Below are 24,996 nucleotides of genomic sequence, written 5' to 3'. Positions count from 1 at the left end.
GGGTAACTCCACGCCATGGCACTCAGAAATTCATTATTAAAAAAGAGTGACAGCCTGCTTGGCGAAACACTTGTCAAAAAAAATCTTATAACTCCCGAGAAGCTGAATATCGCGTTGAAGGAGCAGTCTTCCCCCGGCAGGAGCCACCGCCGCATCGGCGAGATACTCGTGAGCCTCGGGTTCGTTTCTGAAGATGACATGCTGGAGGCGCTTGCTTCCCAGTTAGGGCTGAAGTTCCTTAAGTTCTCTCAATTCCCCAAGATGCTTCCTGAAGATAATTATCCTACCGTAAAGTTCATGAAGGAGTACCATCTTGTGCCCATTGGCTCAGGCTCTGATTCGATAAAGTTCGCCATGGCTGACCCTCTTGATGAGTACGCGCTGAGTTCCATCATGAGCTTTTCCGATAAGAAGCTGGAGATAGCTCTCAGCAGCGGCAAGGATATCATGGAAGCGATAGAGCAGTACTTCGGCACTGACGTGCAGATGACGAGCATAATGGAGGGGATGCGGGAGGAAGATGTAGAGACAGATGCCGTTGAGATGCATGAAGATGTCCATCACTTGAGGGATATGGCGTTTGAGGCGCCGATAGTGAAGCTTGTCAATATGGTCCTGACCCGCGCTGTTGAGAGCAGGGTAAGTGATATTCACATAGAGCCGTTTGAGAATAATGTAAAGGTCAGATACAGGATAGACGGCGCGTTGAGCGAGGTGGAGCTGCTGCCGAAGAGGATACAGGCCGCGGTCATCTCAAGGATAAAGATAATGTCGAGGCTTAATATCGCTGAGGTGCGGCTTCCGCAGGACGGAAGGATAAAGCTCAGGGTATCAGGCAGGGAGATAGACCTCAGGGTATCGACCATGCCCACGGCGCACGGCGAGAGCATAGTCATGAGGATACTTGACAGCGGAGCTTCTTTGATAGACCTCAGGTATCTCGGTTTTCCGGACAAGACGCTCGAGGACTACAGGAGCATGATCACCACTCCGTATGGAATGATCCTCGTAACAGGCCCTACCGGAAGCGGCAAGACGACAACCCTTTACGCGTCATTGAGCAAGATCAATTCTGAAGACAAAAAAATAATAACCATAGAGGACCCTATCGAATACCAGACCGACGGCATAAACCAGATACAGGTCAACCCGAAGATAGGGCTCACCTTTGCCAACGGCCTCAGGCATATCGTGCGTCAGGACCCTGACATTATCATGGTCGGTGAGATAAGGGACATTGAGACGGCTGAGATATCCATCCACTCCGCCCTGACCGGGCATCTCGTTTTCAGCACACTCCACACCAATGACGCAGCCGGGGCTGTAACAAGGCTTCTTGATATGGGGATAGAGGGCTTTCTTGTATCCTCATCTCTCATCGGCGTTCTCGCGCAGAGGCTTGTCAGGGTCATCTGCCCTGCATGTAAAGTGGTCTTTACCCCGCCTGTTCAGCTCATGGACAAGGTCAGGCCCAATCTCGGCGATGCCCCTGCCTATCATGGCGCAGGCTGCGTCGAGTGCAGGCAGACCGGATACAGAGGCAGGATCGGCATCTTTGAACTGATGAAGGTGAACGAGGCGATACGCAGGATGATACTTGATAAGGAAAGCTCCGATGTCATAAGAGATAAGGCTATCGCAGGAGGCATGCAGACCCTTTCACAGAGCGGATGGCAGAAGGTCAGAGAGGGGGTCACCACCATAGAAGAGGTCATGAGGGTGACGCAGGAGGGCAGTTAGTGGGGACTTTCTCTTACGACGCGACCACAAAAGACGGCAGGGATATCACAGGCACGATAGAAGCTGATGATGAACGCACTGCCGTACAGCGCATCCAGGAGATGGGCTATTTCCCTTTAAAGGTTGATAAGGCCAAAGAAGCAACAAACGGAATTCTGTCAAAGCTTTTATCTCCTGTAAGGTCAGGTGTCGGCGGCAAGGACCTGATGAACTTCACATACCAGCTCGGCGTGCTCCTTGAGGCGGGTTTTCCCCTTGAAAAATCTCTATCCATCCAGTCGGAGCTTACAGAGAAGAAGGCGTTAAAAGATATCGTTGATGAGATACTCAACCATGTCAGGAACGGCAAGTCATTTTCAGACGCGCTTTCAAGGTTCCCGGCGGTCTTCCCGGCATTTTACGTCAATATGGTAAGGGCAGGAGAGGCAGGCGGATTTCTTGAAGATACGATATCAAAGATGACCTCATACCTTGAAAGCACCCAGACGATGAAGGATGATGTGCAGTCCGCGCTCATCTATCCTGCGATACTTACCGTGGTCGGGGGCGGAACTATCGTAATCCTGCTTACCTTCGTAGTGCCGATGTTCACGCAGATATTTGCCGATATGGAAGCGACACTTCCGCTGCCTACCAAGATACTGCTTGTTGTCAGCAACTGGTTCAGGAATTACTGGTGGGCATTTCTGCTGCTTGCCTCAGGGGCTTTTGTTACCGCAAGGGCCTATCTGAAGAGCGAACAGGGGAAGCGTTGGTGGGATTCCTTCAGGTTCAGGCTGCCTGTTATAGGCAAACTTTTCAAAGAGATCATAGTTTCTCGTTTTGCAAGAACCCTGGGAACCCTGCTGGCGAGCGGCGTGCCGATATTGAACTCGCTTCAGATAGTCGGCGGAGCGCTGGGCAGCGAAAAGATGTCCAATATAATAGCATCAGTAAGGGAGTCTGTGAGAAAGGGAAGGGGGATATCCGAGCCTCTGAGAAACAACGACATATTCCCGACTCTGGCGGTTCACATGGTCACCATAGGAGAGGATACCGGCAGGCTCGACCACATGCTCATCAAGATAGCCGAACGGTTCGATGTTGAGGTCAAGATCACTACGAAGCGGCTGCTTACGCTCTTCGGCCCGATACTCATACTTGCCATGGGGGTCATAGTTACTTTCATACTGATCTCCATACTTCTTGCAATGCTGACTATTAATGAATTGCCGTTTTAGGTTTGCGATGGATTTTATAAAGGCGCATATAAAATAAATACCGGAGGTTATTATGGGGAATATATCAAAGCAAAGATCAGGGAAGGCAAAAGGGTTCACACTTCTTGAACTGATGGTGGTCATGGTGATACTGGGCCTGCTGGGAGCTATTGTCCTGCCGAGGTTCATGGGCAAGATAGGGCAGGCAAAGAATAAGGCGGCAGCTACGCAGATCAGCTATTTTGAGATAGCGCTTGATTCATTCTACCTTGATGTAGGGCGTTATCCTTCTACCTCAGAAGGGCTTTCATCTCTGATCACCGCGCCCGGAGGCATCCCTGAATGGAACGGCCCGTATCTTAAAAAGGCGGAAGTCCCAAGTGATCCGTGGAAGAATCCTTATCATTATATCTCACCCGGAAGCCATGGCGACTATGATATCTACTCTTACGGCGCAGACGCAACAGAAGGCGGCGAAGGGGATAATGCCGACATAGTCAGCTGGAAGGCCAATTAGGCCTGTAATATGAGACCTGATCCATCCCGAAGAGGCTTCACGCTTCTTGAGCTTGTTATTGTGATGCTGATCATGGGGATAGCGGCAGGCGTCACCGGAATAGTAGTGGCCAGGAAGTCAGGCGGCACTGAGATCAAGAAGGCTGCGAGAGAGATATCAGCATCGCTGAGGTTTGCGCGAAGCCGCGCAATATCAGAGAAGAAGTCTTATTTTTTTATAGTAAATAATGTCACTATGACATACGGCCTGTATGACGCGGGGATGGACAAAAATAAAGACCTGGCTAACCTGCGCCTTAAAAAGGAGCTGCCCCGGGATCTGCGGCGTATCGGATTTAACAAAATAGTGCCTAACCTCTTTCAGATAGAATTCACTCCCCAGGGCGGTTCATCAGCCGGGGTGATGGAGATAATGAACGAGAGCAAAAAATATGTTATATCGGTCAGCAGGCTTACCGGGAGGGTCAATGTTGAGAACCCGAAGCTGTAGAAGCAGAGGCTTCACTCTTATCGAGGTGATCGTCTCGATAGCGATCATGTCAATATGCCTTGTAATGGTAATGCGGCTCTTTTCCGCCGGGCTGAGGGCGAGCAGGTCCTCGTGCGACTATACGAGGGCTGTCGTACATGCAAAGGAAAAGATGGAGGAGCTTTCTTTTAAGCCTGCCGCGGGCAGCGGGGATTTTAATGACGGTTTCAGATGGGAGGCCGAGCTTGTCCCTTATATGTTTTCTGAAGAGGCAAGGTATAACTTATGGCAGCTGAAAGTAAAGATATCATGGACAACAGCGGTTACAAAGGAGAGTTCAATAGAGCTTGTCAGCTTGAAGGCATTGACAGATGATGAGTCGACATAATGCAGTCCGGTTAAACCCGGACGGATTTACGCTGGTTGAGATCCTGCTTGCGATGACGATAATGAGCATTGTCACACTGATAGTGGGCAGTGTTTTCAGGCTCGGGATGAATGCCTGGGAAAGGGGAGAGTCAGAGACGGCGCAGACACAGAAGCTGAGGATATTGTCCGGCCTCATCTCACAGCAGATAAAGTCCGCTTACCCTTACTGGATGGTGTTTGACGGCGAGAGGGCGGTGATATTTGAAGGCGAGAGCGACTCTTTGATGTTTGTCACAGTACTTACAGACGCGGATTCTTCAGGCTTTAAATGGGTAAGATATTTTTATAAGGACGGCGTGCTTTACTATAAGGAGGGGCCGCTTCCGGACAAGGAGTTTCATGACAAGATATCAGGTGATGAAGAGGTTTTCGACCCGGAGATCGGCAAGGTCACGTTCTCTTACTTCTCGTCAGCAGAGGATGAGTGGCTTGAGTCATGGGAGGCGGGGGAGGGCTTTCCCGATGCTGTCAGGGTGCAGATAGACCCGTTCGAACCGTTTATAATTACGATGCCCGCATCCTTAAGGCTGAAATGATGATGCTTCCCGGAATGTGTGATAAGATTGAAAGGGCTGATACTGGCCATCTTCTGAATGAGAAGGGCGGAGCGGCATTTATACTTGTTATATGGATAGTCGTCATGCTCCTTGTTATTGTTGCCGAGTTCTCCAACACCATGAGGACAGAGCTGAACATCACAAGGAACTTCAAGGAGGAGGAGGAGGCATACCAGCTGGCGCTTGCCGGCTTTGAACAGGCCAAGTCGGAGATAATGTCCGTGCCGGGAGATGCTTATGTATATTTTGACGGGGACGGGAACCTGTCCTTCGAGCGGCGTGAGGGGAGCCTGAATGAGGAAGCTGACGGGAATTTCATCTTTAACAGGGATGTGCAGCTTGGAAAAGGAAGTTTCAAATATACTATTATTGATGAGAGCGGGAAGCTTAATATTAATACAGCCTCGGTTAACCAGTTGAGGTATATAATTGAGAGCTCAGGCGTTGAGACAGCCGCAACTGATATAGTTGTTGACTCTATCATTGACTGGCGCGACCCTAACAGCCTGCATATGATTAACGGCGCTGAAGAGGATTATTACCGGTCATTGCCTGTTCCTTACAGCTGCAAGGATGGCAACTTTGATTCTGTTGAGGAACTGCTGCTTGTGAAGGGTGTCACCCCTGAGATATTTTACGGCTCAAACGCGGCAGGCGGAGAGAATGAATATCAGGGGATCAAAGACTATTTCACAGTATGGGGTTCAAACGAGATAAATCTCAGCACGTCAGCATCCAGAGTGCTTGAGGCTGTCTTTGGATTTGATACTGCGAATAACATAAGGAGCCAGGTGGATACGGGTTTCAGGCCGAACGCGGTTCCCGGCGGCGCTGTGACTTCGAATTATTTCACGATCATATCGACCGGCTTTAACAGGGACAGTACGATAAAGAGGAGCATAAAGGTGACTGCGCAGAAGACAGCTAAAGGGCTGGAGACATTATACTGGAATGATAACTATGCCGGGTAAACTTTTCGGTGTCTTTACAGGAATAGAGTTCAGGGAAGATTCGCTTACGGTATCGATACTGAAGAACGGGTTATCGGGCGTAAGCCTGCTGTCTTCATCATCATTCCCTTTTAAGGATGATGATATAACGATAGCCGCGATAAGGGAACATCTCAAGAGGCGCTCAGCCGGCGCGGGAAAGGCCTTTGTCACCATCCCTGACAGATGGGCGCTTATCAAGTTCGCCGATGTGCCGTCTGTAAAAGGCAGGGGCAGAAAGGCGCTTCCCAATATGATGAAGTATGAGATAGAGCGCCATATCCCCTTTGATATGGATACGGTGCTCTATGATTTTCAGGTTGTTGAGGAGACGGATTCTGCCTGTTCTGTTGTTTTTGTGACCGTGCAGAAGAGCAGGGCTGAGAAGGTCCGCGAATTCCTCAGGAAACTTTCATTAGAGCCGCAAAGCATAACGGTCTCTTCATTTGCCGTGCTGAATGCTGTTGAACTCGGCGGCATTCATGCAGGCGGCTGGAAGAGTGTCATAGGCATCAAGCCGGGAGCCGGGCGCCTGTCGCAGAAGGGCGAAACAAATATCTCTCTTCATATTGATAAGGCGGCGGCCAGCCTTGCTGTCATAAGAAATGGCTACGCTTTGCGTGTACGGTCATTCCCATGCGGTTCAGATGATGCTTCAGAGCTTTTATCCGGAGATATCCAGGGCTATCTTGACGAGATAAAGGCCGGGCTTGACCTTAAAGGATATAAAAAACTTATCGTTTCAGGCGATGACTCTCTATTCCCGGGGCTTGCCGATAGCCTCTCCTCCGGTACCGGAGCAGTTAAGGTCGCGGTTAAAGCGCTTCCTCGTTTTTCAGGCGCGGCAGGTTCTAAAGATACAAAAGGCCTGGCGCCATCCGTGGGCGGTTGTTTCGGCGAGCTCGGCATAGGAAGATACAGAATAAATATACTTCCTCATAAGCTTGATTATGAGATGAACAGGGGCGCCTCCTTTGCGGCAAAGATATTGGCATGCATCGCAGTATCCCTGATCGTTCTTATCGGGGCATCGGATCTTCTGAAGCAGAGGGAATTGCTTAAACGGATAGATGAAGAACTGATCAGGAATGAGCCCAGGATCATTAAATACAGGGAACTTTCCGCCGAGCTGGAATCCTTCAGAAAGCAGGACGATTTTCTGGCTGCTGTTGAGGGGAGCGAGTTAACAATCGAGATGCTGGCAGAGCTTACAAATATATTGCCGGATGATACATGGATATCCAACTTCCAGTATGGAAAGGCCATCCACAGTGATAAGGAAAATGCCCAAGGTGAGCTTTTGATCGGCGGGTATTCGGATTCAGCTTCAAAACTCATCTCTCTTTTAGAGGCTTCTCCAATGTTTGAGAATGTCCAGTTTGTCGGGTCTATAAACAAAACAAAGGACAAAGAGGGATTCAAGATCAAGGCATATGTTGTTAAACCTGTTGCTGAGATAAAAGATGAATCTGACATTACAAAACCTGTAGTGGAGACAAAAGATGAACCTGCCATTTAGAGTCAGCGCAAGAGAGAAGAGGGTTATTGTTACAGGGACGATTTTGGCCGTTCTGATAATTATTTATTGGATCAGCGGATGGTATGGGGATACCAGAACCGAGATGGCGGAATTGACCGATGCAAAGCAGATGATGCTTGAAAAGCAGATGAAGAACCTGTCTGACATGGGGATTCTTCAGGAGAAACTGGACAGGATAAAACAGAGCGCCTCAACAGAGCAGAAATCGCTGCTGAACGGCGATAAGCCGCCTGTTGCCGCTGCTGAGCTTCAGAGCATTCTGAAGGATACGCTCTCTTCCCAGCTGATAGAGATGAAGTCTGAACGCACCCTCGCGGCTGTTGACGCCGGCTATTATCTTGGTGTTCCGGTTGAGATAGGTTTTATTTCAGATACGGAAAAGCTGAAGGGCTTTCTTTACAGGATCAGGGTGTCCGCGCTGCTGCTTAATATTACGGACCTGAAAGTAAGGGTGACTAATGCCAATAACCCTCAAGATGTATATGTTACAGCGGTGATAACCGGCTTCATCAGGAAGCCTGCGGATGAAGGAGCGGTTAAGGAAGAGAAATGATATTCCGGAATTATTTTTTAATAAATTTGGCGCTTCTTGTATTGATAAGCTTTCTCGGGATAAAGGCGTATAATGCCGTAAAGTTTTCCGTTGATCTGCCTTCAGAGACCGGGCCTGCGGAAGTCAGGCAGGAAAGCGTGCCGATAGCCCCGAAGATAGGATTCCCGGGCGAGTCGGTCTTTCAGGTGATATCAGACAGGAATATATTCAGCCCTGCAAGGGCAATGCCTGTTGCAAAGACCGAGAATGGCCCGGGGCAGGCAGTATCCAAAGAAGTTCCAAAGCTCTTTGGCACTTTGATCATCGGCAGCAGCAAGTCCGCCATGCTTAAGGATCCTGAGACAAAGAACACAAAGCGCTACTTTATCAATGATACGATCGGGGACTTTGTTGTAAAAGATATACAGGAAGACAAGGTTGTGCTTTTAAGGGGTGACGAGACGATAGAATTAAAGCTCAGGGAGGATAAGGGACTGACCAAGACTACTACTCCGACGCCGACCCCGACAATAAGGGAGCGCAAGATAATACCTGCCCCGAACATTAAGACAGAGACGCCGACGCGCACTGAAGATCTGGAGGAAAACCCTGAGGAAGACCCCAATGTTGTTCAATGATCCTACGGGGTCTCTATTCCCAACGCCTTCATCTTTCTATGAAGGTTGCTTCTTTCTATCTCTAAAATCTCCGAGGTCTTTGAGATGTTCCAGTTGTTCTCCTGCAGCTTTTTCAGGATGAACTCTTTTTCAAATTCTTCTCTCGCGTCTTTTAACGTCCTGTCGCCTGACAGGACGATGCCGGAGCTTTTTGCTGAAGGGATGTCAACAACATCGATGATCTCGGTAGGGTTCATTATTACAAAACGCTCGATCGTGTTCTTGAGCTCTCTTACATTTCCAGGCCAGTCATAGCCCATCAGCGAGTTGAGCGTCGGCTTGCTCATTATCTTCTTCTTCTGGCCGTACTGCCTTGCAAGGCTTGCGAGAAAATGTTCAACAAGCAGCGGTATATCTTCTTTCCTCTCCCTGAGCGGGGGCATATGGATTGGTATAACATTCAGCCTGAAATAAAGGTCTTCTCTGAAATTTCCGTTCTTGATCTCTTTAAGAAGGTCTTTGTTGGTAGCGGCGATTATCCTCACATCCACCTTGATGTTTTTACTTCCGCCGACACTCTGAAACTCCTGGGTCTCTATTATCCTGAGCACCTTTGCCTGTGTGGTCATTGACATGTCGCCTATCTCATCAAGGAATAGGGTGCCTCTGTTAGCAAGCTCGAACTTGCCCTTCTTCCGGTCTGAGGCGCCGGTGAAGGAGCCTTTCTCATGCCCGAAGAGTTCGCTTTCGATCAGCTCCTGCGGGATGGCAGCGCAATTGACCTCTATGAAATCCCTGTCCTTTCTGTCGCTCGCCTCATGAAGCGAACGGGCAACCAGTTCCTTGCCGGTCCCGCTCTCGCCGTATATTATGACCCTGCTTTGAGAGGCGCCGGCTGTTGCTATCTCATGTTTGATAGTCTTCATGGCAGGCCCCTCGCCGATGATCTCCCATTTTTTCGAGATAGTGTTCCTGAGCTCAATGTTCTCCCTCTCAAGCCTCTGCTTTTCAAGAGCGTTGTTTATGGGGATTATCACTTTCTCAAGAGACAACGGCTTTTCAAGAAAGTCGTATGCGCCGAGCTTGATGGCCTCGACCGCTTTTTCAATATTTCTGTGGCCTGATATCATTATCACTGATACCGCATCAGCATCTGCCTTGATGGTTTTTAAGACCTCCAGGCCGTCGGTATCAGGCAGCCAGACATCAAGCAGCACGACATCGGGCGAGGTTTCCTTGAATTGCCTTATGCCTTCCTTTCCTGAAGCGGCTGTGGCAACCTCATAGCCTTCATCTTCAAGAATCCCGGAAACGGTCTCTAATATGCTCTCTTCGTCATCTACGACAAGTATCTTTGCTTTTGGAATGTTAGCCATATCGTTCTAAATATAAAAGGTTTATTAATTATACATTCTGACTTGAAACTTTTGTTATCCCACCGGAAGTTCAATTATGAACTGAGTGCCTTTGGGCGCATTGTCCTGTACCCTTATGTATCCCCTGTGTTTTGATATGATACTGTTCACTATGGCAAGCCCGAGCCCTGTGCCTTCTTTCCTTGTAGAGAAGTAAGGGAAGAAGAGTTTTTCCTTGTCAGCCTCTTTAATGCCTGTTCCGTCATCGATCACCTCTATCCTTATGAGGTCGAGGGACTGGTCGTGAAAGGCATTAAGCCAAATGGTGGTTGTCTGAGCCTGTACTGCGTTGTCTATCAGATTTATCAGGGCCCTCTTTATCTGTTCCCTGTCTATTTCTATCTCAGGCATCTCTTTGATCGAGGTTATGATCTTTGTATCCCTGAGATTGCTGTAGAGCTCAACTACTTCGTCCAGTATATCTTTTATGTTTGAGAACTCCAGATTTATCTTCGGCATCTTTCCGAACCTTGAGAACTCGTCAACAAGGGACCTCAGGCTGTTCACCTCTTTCACTATGGTATTTGTCGACCTTCTGAGCACATCATCAAAATCATCGGATTTGCTGTTCCATTTTTTCAGTAATCTCTCAGCGGCAAGGCGTATCGGCGTCAGAGGGTTCTTTATCTCGTGAGCAATCCTCTTTGCAACCTCCTGCCATGCGAGCGCTCTCTGTGCCAATATCGTTTCGGTGAGGTTGTCAAAGACGACGAGGGTGCCTAAAAAGTTATCTGCCGAGTCTTTTAATGCCGCGATGTATACGCGGAGGTCCATAGGCCTGCCGTTGATATACAGATGTATCTCTTTCTCAACCGAACCGAAGCCCCTTTCTCCAAGACGTTTTACCATCGAATCTATCTCTTCCGAATTAAGCTTGTCGAGGAGTTCCCTGTAACCCTTGTCGGTAAATTTGTCTTTGTCGATGTCAAGCATTAATGAGGCCGCCTTGTTCAGGGTGATTATCCTTCCCGGCCGGTTAAAGACTATGACCCCGGTGTTGATGGTCTCAAGGATAGCCTCCATGCTTAGCCTTCTGCGGTCTGAATCCTTGTACGCGGTTTCAAGGGAGAGTTTCCCGTTCTTTATCTCATCAAGCATCTGGTTGAAGGAGTTTATCAGCATGCCTATCTCATCATCTCTCTTGAGGCCGATCCTGAAGTCAAGGTCGCCGTGAGCAACAGTGCTTGTCGCCTCCGCAAGTGAACGGATCGGGACCGTTATACTCTTTGCGATCCGGAGCGAGATCCAGAGCGCAAGAAAGATGATGAGCAGTGTTGCCACGGTCAGCATCATGAAATAGATGAACCTTACGGGGTTCTGCTGTGCGCTTATCTGCACATATTCATTGAATGCTTTTTTGATAGACTCCATTTTGTTGACCACATCTTTTGAGATCAGGGTTTCAACGATAACAACAGATGTGACCTTTCCATTCTCATAGACCGGCGCCGCCGCCCTTATCGTATCGCCGTTTTCGCCGGATATCACTTCAGTATCGGACTTTCCCGTAAATGCTTCCCTGACAAGGTCTGAATCAGGGTTGTCAGTGCCCTTGATCAGGCGAGTGATGAACTTATCAGTATGATAATTTACATTTCCGTCTGTCATGATGATGCCCTTGCCGGATGCTATAAGCTCGGCATATATAACGGCATTCTGCCGTTCTTCGAGATAGAACGTCTTGGCTATGTCCATAGTGTCATATATCGGTTTCTGAACCTCTATCGAGAACCATGTGTCAATAGAGCTTTTGATAAGTTCATGGGAGAGGATGAAGAGAAGGATCGATGGGACAAGTGTCAGGCCCATAAATGCGCTTACAAGTTTTATCCTGAACTTTGATCCGATGGTCTTCTGTTTCTTCTCGGAATAAAGGTGCTGGAGGTTGCGCGCTACGAAGAATATCAAAAGAAACAGGAAGAGAATTATATTAACAGAGATAAAGACCAGCCCTATCTTTATAAGCAGCGGGCCGTGCTCGATCCCGATATAGTTGAGAACAATCCCGGTTATGAATATTCCCAGGATGCTCATCCCGAGAAGGCCGAGGACTATCTTGAGGTTCTTCACTTGGCATCTCCGACAATGAATGTTCCGGATTCTTTCGCAAGGCTCATCTCGGTCTCAGGTATGAGGTGCATCAGCATGCCGATAAACAGAGGATACTCCCTGCTCTTTGACTCAATGACGACCCTGACATAATATTCTCCCTCGTCAAAACCTTTTACATTTCCCAGTGATATGGGGCTTATTGAGGATAACCAGTTTTGAATGTATTCGAAATCCTTAAACCTTTTAGCTGTCATGCCGTCATTGCCGGTAGAAGATGCCCAGTACTGGTCACGGAGATTATCATATCTGATCATCATCTTTATCTTTTTGGCAGAGACGAACTCATCAGGCCAGAATGCCCATACGCGAAAGAGCTCAACCGTGAAGATGACCTCTTTTTCAATGCCTGAGTTAACGCTCTTCTCCAGGTCTTTGACATTAGCTACCCCGGTGGTTACAATGATATCATTCTCTTTTATCATCGCGTCCGGGCCTATGATCTTCATTGAAGAGGCATTGACAAAAGAGGGCGCCAGCGCTAACAGCAGGGCTGCCGTAAAAGCAAAAAGGCCTTTCTTCATCTCTATATTATATATACGAAATAACATTGAGATTATAAGATACACAAAAAAGTGAAAAGTTAAAAGTTGAGAGTTAAGGAGAACAGATGATACCTGAACTGAAATACAAGGAAAACGGGCTGATACCGGTCATAATCCAGGATGTAAGCGACAACGCGGTTCTGATGCTTGCTTATATGAATGAGACATCTCTTAAGAAAACGGTTGATACCGGCAAGACGCATTTCTGGAGCCGCTCGCGCCAGAAGTACTGGATGAAGGGCGAGACATCCGGGAATGTTCAGCTTGTAAAGGAGATCCTCTATGACTGCGATGAGGATACCCTGCTTATAAAAGTGGAGCAGGTAGGCAAGGGAGCATGTCACACGGGAAATAGAACATGCTTTTACAGGAGCATAGATGTTGATGGGAGCGGCAGTCAGTAGTGAGGTTAGGCGAGAAGGGTGAGGGCATTGCCGTAACTTTTCTTCAGAAGAGCGGTTATAGAATATTAGAGCAGAACTTCAAGACCTTTCTCGGAGAGATAGATATCATCGCGCAGGATGGTGAGACGCTCGTATTTATTGAGGTCAAGACGAGAGAAAGTCTTTTGTACGGCCGACCGTTTGAAGCGGTTAACAAGACAAAAAGGCGCAAGATAGCGAATGTCGCTCTCCTGTACCTGAAGAAGCTCAAAGAGACCCCGCCGTGCCGGTTTGATATTGTCAGCATATGCTATGAGAATCAGAAGCCTGAGATCGAGCTTATCAGGGACGCGTTTGAAGTTTAGTATCTCCCTTAGAATTTCTTCCTGCGTATATGGTATTATTTCTGTCACGGGGCGTAGCGCAGCCTGGTAGCGCGCACGGTTCGGGACCGTGAGGCCGGAGGTTCGAATCCTCTCGCCCCGACCAAATACTTGATCTTATGAAGCCCCCTTAGCTCAGTTGGATAGAGCACAGGTTTCCTAAACCTGGTGTCGCAAGTTCGATTCTTGCAGGGGGCACCATATTTTTCAGGTAGTAATCATTTCATATGAGCATCTTCATGTCTTACTCCATGTTTTCCAATACTCAAAAAAAGTGTTGACAAATTTATCATTTGTTTATATTGTTTCCTATGCATAAAGGAACATTACAAAAAACGATAATTATTTCATTCCTCATCATTTCAATTCTCGGATGTTATGTAACTCTCTCATTTGCTGGTTCAAAGTTTGGTGACGATGCTAAGCCATTTGTCGACAGGATTCGTGAAATAGCTGATATTGTCTGGCGAACACAGGCAAGAGCTGAGGAGTTGCCCAGTAGTACGCCTACTCCATTAATAACATCTGCTGATGATAATCCATAATCATTAGTGAGTTTTTCGTTATCAATCCGCAAATGGAAATACATTCAAATACGCACTCCCGTTCCAAATCCTGAAACCAGCTCCATGCCACCTCCATTTTGCCAATACCTACAAAAAATTTGTTGACAAATTCATTATTTGCTTATATTGTTTCTTAAGGCATAGCATCATTAACAATCCCATAAATCGTAAACATTTTATTTTTCACAGGAGGCTAAATGTCTATCAAGAAGAAAGTAGCTAAAGCAGCAAAGGTAGTTGAGAAGAAAACGGCTAAGGCAGTTAAGGCAGTTGAGAAGAATGTAGCTAAAGCAACTAAGGTAGCTAAGAAGAAAGTTACTAACGTAGCAAAGGCAGTTGAGAAAAAAGCAACTAAAGTAACTAAGGTGGTTGAGAAGAAAGCGGCTAAGGTAGTTAAGGCAGCTAAAAAGCAGTTAAGAAGAAAGTAGGCTGGGCAGCACATCGGAGGAAGATATGAGCATCTGGGAGAATTTAAAGAATGCCAAGAGGTCTTCTACGGATCGTTTCATCGGAGGCGTGTGTGGAGGATTGGGTGAAGCGACACCGATTCCATCCTGGATGTGGAGAGCCGGGTTTTTATTCTCTATGCTGGCTTTCGGCGCGGGATTATTGCTGTATGTGGTCTTGTGGATCTGCATGCCCGGGGACAAGAAGTAGTTTAGCTTCTGTCCGAGTAGATAGCCCTTCAATGAAAATGTTAAGCTTATCGCAAGGAAATATAATCCAATGTCTTTTGATATCGATAAAATATTTTTTGAGCGGGCTTCTGAATGCCCGCATGATTTCATGTGCAAGGATTCCGAAGATCCCTGTCTTTGTATTATCGGTAAACCCCGTGCCGGTTTTCTTCATATTGCCCAAAGAACTCTGGAAGAATGCCCGTATATGAAGACAATGGGCGATGATCTCATCTGCACATGTCCTGCGCGGGTTGAGATTTACAGGGTCTATAATAAATAGAACAGACTCTCCGACTTTTTTGTTGCCCGGATACAATTCTGACAAGCGTACTGAAATATTCCCCCTTGTTTTTTTCGCGAAAATTTCATACTGTTTACTTATAGGAGCAACAATGCGTTACCCGATCAGTGAAGAAACTATCAGAAAAACAAAAAAATGCGACCATGATTTTGCATGCTTAGACGGCAATTTTGAGAACTGTTCCTGCTCTATAGACCGTTATTTATTAGGGAACGGCATTTTTCTTAAGGAAAACGAGGCGCTTAAACAGCATTGCCCTTACATCCTCTGTTATGGATCTTCTTTCAGCTGCCATTGCCCGACAAGGATCGAACTTCTTCAGAAGCATAGAATTTAGCTTTAAAACATAACTTCCTAAGCCCTCTTGATACACACCCCTGCACCCCTCTTCTTAGAGGGGAAAAATATAATCAGCCTAAAAAAGAATTAAATAGATGAAGGGCGTATAATAGATAAGCAAAAAAGTTTTCATCAGTAAAAAATACATTCTAAAAGGATGGGTAGATGAAAAATCAAAGTTATATGGCAAAAAAGGTTCAGATGGATGAAAAGATGAAAGCAGTAGGCCTTGTTTCCAAATGTTTCCCTGATGTTTCGGATATTGTGATCCATATGACCTATGACCGGAAGACATCGAGTTCCTTTTCTCTTGAACGCACTCTTAATTTTTCTCAATCCAGTTATGCCTATTTTGATATAAACTGCATTATTAAGGATTGTCTTTATGGAAATCTTAACCTGACCCCATTTATCAGTTCTATGGTTAAAGAACATAAAAAGAACGGAACAGGCAGGGAAGTATTCAAGGTAAGTAAAGATTCTTATATCTCAGGTGATGTCGGGATCTCCTATAAGGTCAATATCAAGTACAATAATAAAGGTAAACACTCATCGCATTAGCTGTTCCGCAGTAAAATTCACATTGATGGTTTGACGGTTTAATTTAACTTTAGAGAATATTTTTCGGATTAAAAGGAGAGGCGACTATGGCGGTACGCGCGGGCATGTATGGTGCCAATAAGAGGAGAAAAGAACTGGATCGGAAGAAAAAGCAGGATGAGAAGAGACTGAAACGGCAGAACAGCGTTAAAGAGACTCCCAGGGATGTTGAAGCAGAAGCCCCTGTTAATTCAGAAGATTAGAATAAAAAAAGACTCAATGACTTAATGTCATTGAGTCTTTTGCCGTATTTAATATGATGCGTATTATTATGATGCCTTTTTCAATTCCTTAAATACCTGCCATCCCTTAAGAAGGTCAACCGCACGCTGAAGCTGAATGTCCTCAGCCTTTTCATCTTTTGCCACTGCTTCAGCAGCGTCTTCTTCGTTAACGGCTGTATTGTCTACTGCTTCATCCTTCTTATCTTCTTTGTCTGCGCTCTTCTTTGTTGAATCGTTTTCAAGATGCCTTGCAAGGTCCTTCTCTCTGACAACAGGGTGGTTGCCGGTTCCGTTCTCTGACTTTACTGTAATATCAGGCTCGATACCGGTGGTCTGGATCGACCTGTCCTTGGGTGTATAATAACGCGCGGTTGTCAGCCTCAGGCCTGAACCATCACTCAGCTCCATAACCGTCTGAACCGAACCCTTTCCGAATGTCTTGGTGCCCAGTATCACGGCACGCCCCCAGTCCTGCAAGGCTCCTGCAACTATCTCGGAAGCGCTGGCGCTTCCTTCATTAACGAGAATGATCATCGGATAATCATAAGGTTTATTGCCGTTTTTAGTCTTGTATTCCGTCTTTTCTCCGACCCTTCCCTTGATATAGACGACAAGCTTGTTTGCAGGGAGGAACTTGCTTGATACATCAACTGCGCTGTTAAGAAGCCCGCCGGGATTATTTCTCAGGTCAAGAACAAGCCCTGTGATGCCTTTAGTCTTGGATATTTCCACTAAAGCGGTCTCAAGGTCAGCAGCTGACTGCTCCTGAAACTGCATAAGCCTGACATACCCTATTTCATTATCTATTATCTTATGCTTTACGCTCTTTGTCTTTATTATGTCCCTTATGATGGTGAAATCTATCGGTTTTTCAAGGCCGGCCCGGACTATCGTAATGGTTACAGAAGTGCCTTTATCTCCCCTGAGCTTATTAACTGCTTCCATTAGGGTCAGGTCTTTTGTTGTCTCATTGTTTATCTTTATGATCATGTCGCCTGCCTTGACTCCTGCGACAAAGGCCGGGGTATCTTCAATAGGAGCGATAACGGTAAGCATATTGTCTTTCATTCCTATCTGTATGCCGAGCCCACCGAACTCTCCCTTGGTCTCTATCTGCATCTCATGATAGGAATCAGGGGTCATGAAGGATGAATGCGGGTCAAGGGAACTCAGCATTCCCCTTATAGCGCCGTATACCAGTTCCTTGTCATCAACTTCTTCAACATAATTCTGTTTTACAAGCGACAGCACCTCTACAAAGGTCTTGATCCTTTTATATGCTTCCCCCTCATAAGCGCTGACAGATTCAACAGCCCCCCATTTGCTCAGCACAAGAGGCGTCATCATTAGAAGAAGTATAAGTACCCACCAGAAATAAGATTTGTTTTTAAGCATTTCTCCTCGTAATTACATTAAATAATTTTATTTTTTTGAAGTCTTATTAATGCTATTTTTCATCAGCCAATTATAAGGATCAATGGGTTTTCCATTGTCCCTTATCTCAAAATAAAGAGCGGGAATTCCAAGTGACTTTGAGATGCCTGCTTTACCAATGACTGTGTTTTTCTTTATTATAGCACCTGTTTTATGAAAAATCTCTGACAGCTGTCCGTAGAGAGAGTGGTATCCTCCGCCGTGATCAATAATTACCAGCAGCCCATACCCCTTGAACTTGTCAGCGAATACTATCTTGCCGCCCATTATCGCCTCTACCGGGCTTCCCGGGCTTGTCTTGATCTCCACCCCGTTCTTATAGACAGGTATTTTCAGCTCAGGATCTATGTATTTACCAAATGGAACAACAATACTGCCGCTGACAGGCCAGGGCAGTATGCCCTTCATGGAGCTGAAGCCTTTATCTGCAGAAGGTCTTGAACTTCCAATTCTTGAAATCCTCTTCATCATTGCGCGCAGCCTCTTTGATGCCTTTGTCAGCTCCGCAAGCTCTTTTTCGTAATTGCCGCGCCGCTCTTTTACTGATGTGAGCAGGGTGCTTTTTTTGCGTTTCTGCGCCTCCAGTTCCCTGGTCTTTTCACTGAGAAGCTTCCTGTCTGATTCGAGGCCGCCCTTAAGTGTCTCAAGCGATTTCTTATTAACGTCAAGCTTAACAAGGCCACCTTTATAATCATCAATCAATCTTCGGTCGTATTCCGCAATATAACTTAAATATTTTCTTCTTCTTTCAAGCTTCTGATAGTCGACAGCAGATGTGAAAACATGTGCTGTCTCATTTTGCCCTAACTTATATATTGTTTGAAGGCGCTCATTAAGAACTTTTTTCCTCTTTTCCAGGCCGGCCTGCAGGGAAGTGATATTTTGATCAACGGAATCTATATTGGCTGTTTTTTCTGATATCATCTGATTGTATTTGCGGATCTTATCAGCTTTCTCCTTGAGTGAGAGGCCGATCGTCTTCAGATTTGTGGATAATGACCTTTCTTCCTCTTTGGTCTTTTTGACCTTTTCTTTTCTCTCCTTGATTTTATTGCTGATATCTGTAAGTTCTTTTTCAGGGGCTGCCGCATGAAGAAGTGAAAAACAGGAAGCTGCAAGCGAGATAGAAACTATTGAAATTATAAGAAGGAATGTCTTTGCTTCTCTTGTTTCCATTTGTCAGTATTTATTCTTTCCGACTGCAATGAAACTGCCTGTAAGGCTTAGCAACGCCCCGGCAATGGGGCCAAACAATAACATATCCAAAGGCAGATGGAAGAGAGATGTCCCTGTTTCCGGAAGAAGCTCAATTAATTTTGAGGTAATTGCAGGATAGGAAAACAGGATGACAGATGAGCAGACAGCGCCGCCAAGCGTTCCGATGATGATGCCTTCGAGCAGAAACGTCAGCCTTATAGACCCTCTTGTCGCGTCAGGCATCTTCAGGTTATTTTTCTCTTCTTTTCTTCTGGAAAAGAGTATCTTTATTGTGCTGAATGATATAAAGATGACAGCGGTAAATAATGCTGAGCCGGTTATCAATGCAAATGCCCTTAAGGCTCTGGTTATCCTGACAAAGGATGCGAGCCATTTTTCTCCGGACTGAACATCATCCACCCCGGGAATCTGAAGTATCATTGCTGCTTTTTGTTTAACGAGGGCAGGACGTAGCGCCCCACGTTTCAGTTTAAGCTCAAAAGATGAGGGCAGCGGATTGCTGTCAACAGATTCAAGTAGTGAGTTGTCCGTGCCCAGGGCCTTCTGCAGCTCCGCTAAGGCATCTTCCTTTGATATATGCTTTACGCTTGATATGTCGCTGTCTTGCCGGAAAAGTGTTTTTAATCTGTCTTCTTCATCTTTGCCGATGCCTTCATCCATATAGACAATAATGCGGAAATCATTAAAATATTTATTGGTAAATGATTCGATGTTGGCTGTTAATATAAGGAATGCGGCGAGTATCAGCATAACCGTACTTATTGAGAGAGCGGCAAGGAGGTTTATCCACTTTTCACGCCAGAGATTCTGAAGAGCGGCATCATATGAATACAGCAGCGTCCTCATCCGGTTATTGTGAATGATATATCAGTGAGTACAGGTTCTTTGCCAAAATACTTTGAAACATTTGAGAAACGGATCATTATCCCAGTGATGTCTTTACTGTTTCGACGATCTTTTCAACTGTAAGGCCATGGTACGTAAGGAGCTCAGAGGGCAGTCCTGAACATCCGAATGTATCCTGGATGCCTATGCGTTTTACTGTTACAGGATGATTTTCCGAGATGAACTCTGAAACAGCGCCGCCCAGTCCCCCGATAACAGAATGCTCTTCTGCTGTAACAAGTAATTTTGAATTTTTTGCGGCCTCAAGCAGTACAGCCTCGTCAAGAGGTTTGATCGTTGACATATTTATGACCCCGGTATCTATGCCGCCCTGCTTCAGTATCTCAGCCGCCTTGAGCGCAAGGTCTACCATTATGCCGCAGGCTATAATATTCGCATCTTTTCCCATATTAAAGACATGTGCTTTGCCGAGAGTGAAGCTGTAATCATCAGGCATTACGTACGGCACATTGGCCCTGCCGAGCCTTACATAGACAGGCCCTTTCATGGATGCTACTGCGTTAATTGCCGATGTGGTCTCTGCGGCATCCGCGGGAACAACAACGTTCATATTTGGAAGCGCCCTCATAATGGCAACGTCCTCAAGCGCCTGATGCGATGCTCCGTCTTCTCCTACGGTAATGCCTCCGTGAGTTGCGACGATCTTTACGTTTGTGCGTGAGTAACATAGTGTAAGCCTTATCTGGTCCCATGCCCGCCCTGTTGCAAACACTGCGAATGTTGAAGCAAATGGAACCTTCCCGGTAAGGGCGAGGCCGGCGGCAGTCCCTATCATATCCTGCTCGGCAATACCCATGTTGAAAAACCTTTCCGGGAATTCTTTAGCGAACTTGTTTGTTTTTGTAGAACCCGACAGGTCGGCGTCAAGGGCGACTACGTCACTCCTCTTTCTTCCAAGCTCAAGAAGCGCTTCCCCGTATGCATCTCTTGTTGCTTTAGGTTTCTTTGCGGTATCAGACATTATTTATCTCCTTAATTGCTTTATCTAATTGCTCAACTGACGGGGTAGTGCCGTGGTACTCGACCTTGCCTTCAAAGAATGACACGCCTTTGCCCTTAACCGTATTGGCGATGATCATTGTTGGTTTGCCCTTGGTCTTCTCTGCTTCGTTGAGAGCGCCGAGTACCGCTTTTATGTCATGCCCGTCAATATTGATAACATGCCAGCCGAATGCGGCCCATTTGTCAGTAAGCGGTTCTATTCCCATTACCTTTTCGACAGGGCCGTCGATCTGAAGGCCGTTCCTGTCAATGACCGCGCACAGATTGTCGAGATGATAATGTGCGGATGTCATGGCAGCTTCCCATACCTGGCCTTCCTGTACCTCGCCGTCACCCATTATGCAGTAGATCCTTGCCGGATTATTGTCCAGCTTCAGCCCCAGCGCCATGCCGTTGGAGACAGAAAGCCCCTGGCCCAGAGAGCCGGTGGATACCTCGACTCCCGCAAGGCTCTTGCAGCATGGGTGCCCCTGAAGCGGAGACTCGATCTTACGCAGGTCATTGAGGATATCTTTTGAGAAGTACCCTGCCTTTGCAAGGACGGCGTACAGCAATGGGGCTGCGTGGCCCTTGGACATAATGAACCTGTCTCTTCCATCCCATAAAGGATCCTGAGGGTTGTATCTCATCTTTGAGAAATATATTGCTACTGCAATATCAGTAGCTGAAAGAGATCCGCCGGTATGGCCTGAGCCGGCAGAGGTGAGCATCTTCAGGATATCGATACGAACCTCTCTTGCGATATTGTTAAGCTTGTTTACATCGGTTATCTGTCCGTTTAAGCTCATTAATCCTCCAAATTATCGGAAATGGTTTTTTTGATAAAAATTTACAAATATATTCTGAAGAGGTCTAAAAAATACGTGAAATTATAATCTTTCATGGCAAACATAAGCAACAAATCGACCGGTTTAATATAATGGCTGCAGCAGATTCAGCATGACATCGGCCTGACCAGTCGAACATGTGCAGATTTTATTAAATATGAAAATATTTATCAGACAGTGTAAAATAACAACATAAGTATAATAATACAATTGGAAACAATATTGATGAAAAAAACAGTTATCATTTTAATTGCTTTTGTTTTGCTTTCTTACGGGTGCGCGACTTCACCGATAAAGGAAATATCCGGACCGGAGGGCGGTGCTGCCAGGAGATCACCTGTACCACAGGAGGAACAGGAGACCAAGTCTATTAATGTCTTTCGTGAACTGCTCGATTTATCGGCATCTGATGCTGACAGGGATGAGGTTCTTCTCGAGATGCAGAAGAAGTATCTTGAGATCATAAATAATTATCCGGATGCTCCGCTTGCTCAGGAAAGTTATTACAGGCTGATCACTATTTTATTGACTGATTACTACCCGCCTGAATTTGTCAAGGCTGAATCGCATTATAACGATTTTATAAAAAGGTATCCCGGCTCAAAATTCAAATACCTTGTTGACACAACATTAGGCACGAGTTACCTGAAAAGCGGACAGTGGGAAAAACTCTCAGTGTTGGCCAGAGACGCATTCAATGATTACTCTAAATCCGGTTCTGCTGGCAGTCCAACACTTTTATTTATGTATGCCGAATCAAACTACAAACTTAACAATCTGAAAGAAGCTGAAGCCGGGTATAATGCAGTTATCAGGCTGTTTCCTGATTTTGGTGACGGAATTACCTCTAAAGCAAGGCTGGAAGAAATAAAATCCAGAAATAATCGGCCATAATTTATTATTGTTGTGATTATTGTGTGAAAACACTCATGTGGGTGCTATAAAGACTTTTTTCAATATGCATGATAGGTACAACTCGTTGTTTTTATTGAGTTATCTTTTTTGGTATCGTTTTTGCTTTCTTATATTACATGAAGACCACATATAAACATAAAATACAAACGATTTTTACAATTTCTGCACTACTTTTATTGTCAACCTTTGCTTTTGCCGCTAAAACCCAAGCAGCGGTCATGCCTGATTATGTCAGGCTACAGTCTATAAGCAGCAAGCTTCAGGCACCTTCAGGTGTTGCTCTTGATGCTTATGACAATTTATATGTGACTGATTCTAAGAGCAATAAACTTGTAATTTATGGCAGTGACGGAACATATATAGACACTATACATGGTTTTAGTGAACCCATTAGTGTCGCAGTTGGGAATGGCAGTATTTATGTAGGAGATAGCAGTGGAACAATAAAGGTTTATGACAAGAACCGTAACTATATAAATAGTTTCGGCAATTTTTTAAAGCCTGCTTCTATAGCTCTCGATGCTGCAGGAAATATTTATGTGGTGGATTCAGAAAGAGATGTGGTTTATGTATATAATGCTGACGGCACTTTTAACTTTTCCTTCGGTGGTTCCGGTAATACAAATGGGCTTTTCCATTATCCTACTTCAATTGCTATTAATGCATTGGCCGGAGAGATTATAGTGACTGACCTTCAGGTAATATCTTCATCGGCAGGTACCTATGAAGGTGCCAGGATTCAGGTTTTTGACATGAGTGGACATTACATGCGCAGTTTTGGTGATTACGGAATAGGAGCAAATAAGCTGTTCAGGCCCTCCGGTGTGGCTGTTGATGAAGAGGGGAGGGTATATGTTACAGATGTATTCCAGAATGTAGTACAGGTATATAATAATGATGGTACTCATCTTGGCGCGCTTTATGATTCTGCTAATCCTATGAGGACGCCTGTTGATATAACTATCAGCAATAGTAATAAGATTTATGTTGCATCATTTTATACTTATGGTGTAGAGGTTTATAGAATTACTGATAATAGACCAGCCTATGCAACTGTTGTCCCCCAGTCTCATGACTTTGGCAATACATATGTTGGAAGCTCCTCAGTTACCCAGAAATTTACTGTATATAATATAGGCAATGGTGATTTACAATTAGGGTCTGTTGTAATTGCCGGCGCTGATGTAGAAGATTTTATTGTTCAGGCTGATTCATGTAATGGAAGCAACCTTGCTCCTGCTGATACATGCGAGGTGATAGTTGCTATGTCGCCTGTTTCAGTAGCATTAAAGAGCGCTGAAATAAATATATACTCTAATGATCCTTCCAGCCCTCTTGTTGTGGCGCTGAGCGGTGACGGGGTTGCAGCGCCTAATCAGTCACCTGTAGCTGATGCAGGCGGGCCGTACAATGTTAACGAGGGGACAACCTCGCTGCTTGATGCTTCGGGTTCTTCAGATGCTGATGGCTCAATAGTCTCATATGCATGGGATTTAGACAACGACGGAGTCTATGAAACGATTGGCAACCCCATGGGATTTGATGCCGCCTCCATTGATGGCCCTCTTGGGCCTTTTACTATCGGGCTTAAGGTTACTGATAATCTTGGCGCTATTGGCACAACAACTACTACTATAATGATAAACAATGTTCCTCCTGTGGCAGATGCCGGCGGGCCTTATTCCGCTGTGGCAGGAACCGCTGTTCTTCTTTCGGGTTCAGCTGTAGATTCCGGGAATACTGATGTTCTTAATTACGCTTGGGATCTTGATGGCGATGGTATATATGAGACATCCGGTAACGGTGCGCAGATTACATATGATGCTGTTGGTAACTATGCAGTCGGACTGAGGGTGACAGATGATGACGGTGGTGTTGGTATAGATACTGCTCAGATTATTGTTACCGCTGCTGAAGTTGAAGTTCCTGGTATCGATGTTTCTCTTAATGCCGGCTGGAATCTTGTTGGATGGATAAGTGATGTCGGTTATTATAAGGCAGGCTCGCAGCCGGATCAGGGAGAATATGCTTCAGGGGCGGCCATGAATTCAGTGGAAAATATTGATGCCGCAATGACTGATATAGGGTTATCCTCAACAGATTATCTATTGCTTATCGGACCTGAAGGGAAGGTGCATATACCTGGATCCCCATTTAATACGCTTAAGAAACTGCTTCCTGACAGGGCTTACTGGATATATGCAAATCAGGATATAGTAATAACCCTTCCAGGTGAGAAGCTTTCAAAGGCTGCTACAAGCACACTTACAGCAGGCTGGGTACAGGTTGGATATAGGGGTGATGAGGGATTAAATCCTGCAGATGCCTTAAGGTGTATTGATGGCAATTATAATATTGTTGTAAGCGGGAAGGGCAAGCTGTTTATTAAGGGCTTTCCGTATAATAATTTAAATTCACTGCACCAGGGGCAGGGATACTTCATGTATATGACGACAACAGGGACTTTAACATACGATTGTCCTTAAAATGAATTGATAGGAGATAATATTATGAAAAAGAGCATAAAAATATCATTGTTAATCGTATCAGTATTGCTCTTT

At 45.7% G+C, this 24,996-nt stretch carries 29 protein-coding genes and 2 tRNA genes; 23 read left to right on the top strand and 8 right to left on the bottom strand.

Translation table 11 applies throughout. From position 1 onward, the window contains the following. Window positions 1–15 precede the first annotated feature (15 nt). From gspE to HY807_10720, 10 genes are read left to right on the top strand one after another with little or no spacing between them, the layout of a single operon-like run. Window positions 16–1,740, top strand: coding sequence for a type II secretion system ATPase GspE (gene gspE, locus HY807_10765; GenBank protein ID MBI4826881.1), 1,725 nt, complete (start codon window positions 16–18; stop codon window positions 1,738–1,740). Then, the gene (locus tag HY807_10760) at window positions 1,740–2,960 is read left to right on the top strand and encodes a type II secretion system F family protein (protein ID MBI4826880.1); all 1,221 of its coding nucleotides are present in this window, start codon (window positions 1,740–1,742) and stop codon (window positions 2,958–2,960) included. The genes gspE and HY807_10760 overlap by 1 nt, the downstream gene beginning before the upstream one ends. A gap of 52 nt (window positions 2,961–3,012) precedes the next feature. Further along, window positions 3,013–3,456, top strand: coding sequence for a type II secretion system major pseudopilin GspG (gene gspG / locus HY807_10755; protein MBI4826879.1), 444 nt, complete (start codon window positions 3,013–3,015; stop codon window positions 3,454–3,456). A 9-nt stretch (window positions 3,457–3,465) separates the two neighbouring features. After that, window positions 3,466–3,945 carry a type II secretion system protein gene (locus HY807_10750; protein ID MBI4826878.1) on the top strand — a complete coding sequence of 160 codons (480 nt, stop codon included), beginning with the start codon at window positions 3,466–3,468 and terminating at the stop codon, window positions 3,943–3,945. Then, on the top strand, window positions 3,923–4,312 hold the full coding sequence (locus tag HY807_10745; GenBank protein ID MBI4826877.1) for a prepilin-type N-terminal cleavage/methylation domain-containing protein: 390 nt from the start codon (window positions 3,923–3,925) through the stop codon (window positions 4,310–4,312). Before HY807_10750 ends, HY807_10745 begins: the two co-directional genes overlap by 23 nt. Then, the gene (locus HY807_10740; GenBank protein ID MBI4826876.1) at window positions 4,296–4,889 is read left to right on the top strand and encodes a prepilin-type N-terminal cleavage/methylation domain-containing protein; all 594 of its coding nucleotides are present in this window, start codon (window positions 4,296–4,298) and stop codon (window positions 4,887–4,889) included. The genes HY807_10745 and HY807_10740 overlap by 17 nt, the downstream gene beginning before the upstream one ends. 14 nt (window positions 4,890–4,903) lie before the next feature. Next, window positions 4,904–5,881: a general secretion pathway protein GspK gene (locus tag HY807_10735; GenBank protein ID MBI4826875.1), complete on the top strand. Its 978-nt coding sequence runs from the start codon at window positions 4,904–4,906 to the stop codon at window positions 5,879–5,881. Then, window positions 5,871–7,418 (top strand): PilN domain-containing protein, encoded by a 1,548-nt coding sequence (locus HY807_10730; GenBank protein MBI4826874.1) that lies wholly within the window; start codon window positions 5,871–5,873, stop codon window positions 7,416–7,418. Before HY807_10735 ends, HY807_10730 begins: the two co-directional genes overlap by 11 nt. After that, window positions 7,402–7,992 (top strand): hypothetical protein, encoded by a 591-nt coding sequence (locus HY807_10725; protein ID MBI4826873.1) that lies wholly within the window; start codon window positions 7,402–7,404, stop codon window positions 7,990–7,992. Before HY807_10730 ends, HY807_10725 begins: the two co-directional genes overlap by 17 nt. Next, window positions 7,989–8,609: a hypothetical protein gene (locus HY807_10720; protein MBI4826872.1), complete on the top strand. Its 621-nt coding sequence runs from the start codon at window positions 7,989–7,991 to the stop codon at window positions 8,607–8,609. The genes HY807_10725 and HY807_10720 overlap by 4 nt, the downstream gene beginning before the upstream one ends. A 2-nt stretch (window positions 8,610–8,611) precedes the next feature. Here HY807_10720 and HY807_10715 read toward each other — a convergent pair whose 3' ends face one another. The 3 genes from HY807_10715 to HY807_10705 are packed head-to-tail and all read right to left on the bottom strand — an operon-like array spanning window position 8,612 to window position 12,636. Next, window positions 8,612–9,964, bottom strand: a complete 1,353-nt coding sequence (locus HY807_10715) for a sigma-54-dependent Fis family transcriptional regulator (protein MBI4826871.1) — start codon at window positions 9,962–9,964, stop codon at window positions 8,612–8,614. 54 nt (window positions 9,965–10,018) lie between these two features. Then, the gene (locus tag HY807_10710; GenBank protein ID MBI4826870.1) at window positions 10,019–12,073 is read right to left on the bottom strand and encodes a HAMP domain-containing protein; all 2,055 of its coding nucleotides are present in this window, start codon (window positions 12,071–12,073) and stop codon (window positions 10,019–10,021) included. Beyond that, entirely contained in the window at window positions 12,070–12,636 is a 567-nt protein-coding gene (locus tag HY807_10705; GenBank protein ID MBI4826869.1) for a DUF4390 domain-containing protein, read from the bottom strand. The genes HY807_10710 and HY807_10705 overlap by 4 nt, the downstream gene beginning before the upstream one ends. Window positions 12,637–12,722: 86 nt before the next feature. Here HY807_10705 and hisI point away from each other — a divergent pair, with 86 nt between their 5' ends. The 11 genes from hisI (at window position 12,723) to HY807_10650 (ending at window position 16,112) form a co-directional block, all read left to right on the top strand. Then, window positions 12,723–13,061 (top strand): phosphoribosyl-AMP cyclohydrolase, encoded by a 339-nt coding sequence (hisI, locus tag HY807_10700; protein MBI4826868.1) that lies wholly within the window; start codon window positions 12,723–12,725, stop codon window positions 13,059–13,061. Then, window positions 13,061–13,405, top strand: a complete 345-nt coding sequence (locus tag HY807_10695) for a YraN family protein (protein ID MBI4826867.1) — start codon at window positions 13,061–13,063, stop codon at window positions 13,403–13,405. Before hisI ends, HY807_10695 begins: the two co-directional genes overlap by 1 nt. 47 nt (window positions 13,406–13,452) lie before the next feature. Beyond that, window positions 13,453–13,529: transfer RNA gene (locus HY807_10690), tRNA-Pro, on the top strand. Between the two features lie 18 nt (window positions 13,530–13,547). Beyond that, window positions 13,548–13,624 (top strand) — tRNA-Arg (locus tag HY807_10685). A gap of 110 nt (window positions 13,625–13,734) precedes the next feature. After that, a complete protein-coding gene (locus tag HY807_10680; protein MBI4826866.1) occupies window positions 13,735–13,968 on the top strand; it encodes a hypothetical protein in 234 nt (77 codons plus the stop codon). A 218-nt stretch (window positions 13,969–14,186) separates the two neighbouring features. Beyond that, window positions 14,187–14,417 carry a hypothetical protein gene (locus HY807_10675; GenBank protein ID MBI4826865.1) on the top strand — a complete coding sequence of 77 codons (231 nt, stop codon included), beginning with the start codon at window positions 14,187–14,189 and terminating at the stop codon, window positions 14,415–14,417. Between the two features lie 25 nt (window positions 14,418–14,442). Continuing rightward, window positions 14,443–14,646 carry a PspC domain-containing protein gene (locus HY807_10670; protein MBI4826864.1) on the top strand — a complete coding sequence of 68 codons (204 nt, stop codon included), beginning with the start codon at window positions 14,443–14,445 and terminating at the stop codon, window positions 14,644–14,646. Window positions 14,647–14,715: 69 nt separating this feature from the next. After that, window positions 14,716–14,949 carry a hypothetical protein gene (locus HY807_10665; protein ID MBI4826863.1) on the top strand — a complete coding sequence of 78 codons (234 nt, stop codon included), beginning with the start codon at window positions 14,716–14,718 and terminating at the stop codon, window positions 14,947–14,949. Between the two features lie 112 nt (window positions 14,950–15,061). Continuing rightward, window positions 15,062–15,307 (top strand): hypothetical protein, encoded by a 246-nt coding sequence (locus tag HY807_10660; protein ID MBI4826862.1) that lies wholly within the window; start codon window positions 15,062–15,064, stop codon window positions 15,305–15,307. 167 nt (window positions 15,308–15,474) lie between these two features. Beyond that, the gene (locus HY807_10655; GenBank protein MBI4826861.1) at window positions 15,475–15,870 is read left to right on the top strand and encodes a hypothetical protein; all 396 of its coding nucleotides are present in this window, start codon (window positions 15,475–15,477) and stop codon (window positions 15,868–15,870) included. 86 nt (window positions 15,871–15,956) lie between these two features. Beyond that, the gene (locus HY807_10650) at window positions 15,957–16,112 is read left to right on the top strand and encodes a hypothetical protein (GenBank protein ID MBI4826860.1); all 156 of its coding nucleotides are present in this window, start codon (window positions 15,957–15,959) and stop codon (window positions 16,110–16,112) included. Between the two features lie 66 nt (window positions 16,113–16,178). Here HY807_10650 and HY807_10645 read toward each other — a convergent pair whose 3' ends face one another. From HY807_10645 to HY807_10625, 5 genes are all read right to left on the bottom strand, one after another. Then, the gene (locus HY807_10645) at window positions 16,179–17,528 is read right to left on the bottom strand and encodes a S41 family peptidase (GenBank protein MBI4826859.1); all 1,350 of its coding nucleotides are present in this window, start codon (window positions 17,526–17,528) and stop codon (window positions 16,179–16,181) included. 27 nt (window positions 17,529–17,555) lie between these two features. Further along, window positions 17,556–18,743, bottom strand: coding sequence for a peptidoglycan DD-metalloendopeptidase family protein (locus tag HY807_10640; protein ID MBI4826858.1), 1,188 nt, complete (start codon window positions 18,741–18,743; stop codon window positions 17,556–17,558). Between the two features lie 3 nt (window positions 18,744–18,746). Beyond that, entirely contained in the window at window positions 18,747–19,631 is an 885-nt protein-coding gene (locus tag HY807_10635) for an ABC transporter permease (GenBank protein MBI4826857.1), read from the bottom strand. 76 nt (window positions 19,632–19,707) lie between these two features. Beyond that, complete coding sequence (locus HY807_10630) at window positions 19,708–20,652, bottom strand: transketolase family protein (GenBank protein ID MBI4826856.1); 945 nt, start codon at window positions 20,650–20,652, stop codon at window positions 19,708–19,710. Then, a complete protein-coding gene (locus HY807_10625; GenBank protein ID MBI4826855.1) occupies window positions 20,645–21,463 on the bottom strand; it encodes a transketolase in 819 nt (272 codons plus the stop codon). Before HY807_10625 ends, HY807_10630 begins: the two co-directional genes overlap by 8 nt. A gap of 282 nt (window positions 21,464–21,745) precedes the next feature. On the opposite strand from HY807_10625, the gene HY807_10620 reads away from it, so the two are divergent. Together HY807_10620 and HY807_10615 are read left to right on the top strand one after the other, a co-directional pair. After that, entirely contained in the window at window positions 21,746–22,414 is a 669-nt protein-coding gene (locus HY807_10620) for a tetratricopeptide repeat protein (GenBank protein ID MBI4826854.1), read from the top strand. 239 nt (window positions 22,415–22,653) lie between these two features. Beyond that, window positions 22,654–24,921, top strand: a complete 2,268-nt coding sequence (locus HY807_10615; GenBank protein ID MBI4826853.1) for a choice-of-anchor D domain-containing protein — start codon at window positions 22,654–22,656, stop codon at window positions 24,919–24,921. The last annotated feature ends 75 nt before the right edge of the window (window positions 24,922–24,996 follow it).

The sequence above is a fragment of the Nitrospirota bacterium genome (assembly GCA_016207885.1).
GTDB lineage: Bacteria > Nitrospirota > Thermodesulfovibrionia > UBA6902 > UBA6902 > JACQZG01.
Note: the sequence above shows the minus strand (reverse complement) of the source record. Positions and strands in the feature narration are given on the sequence as shown.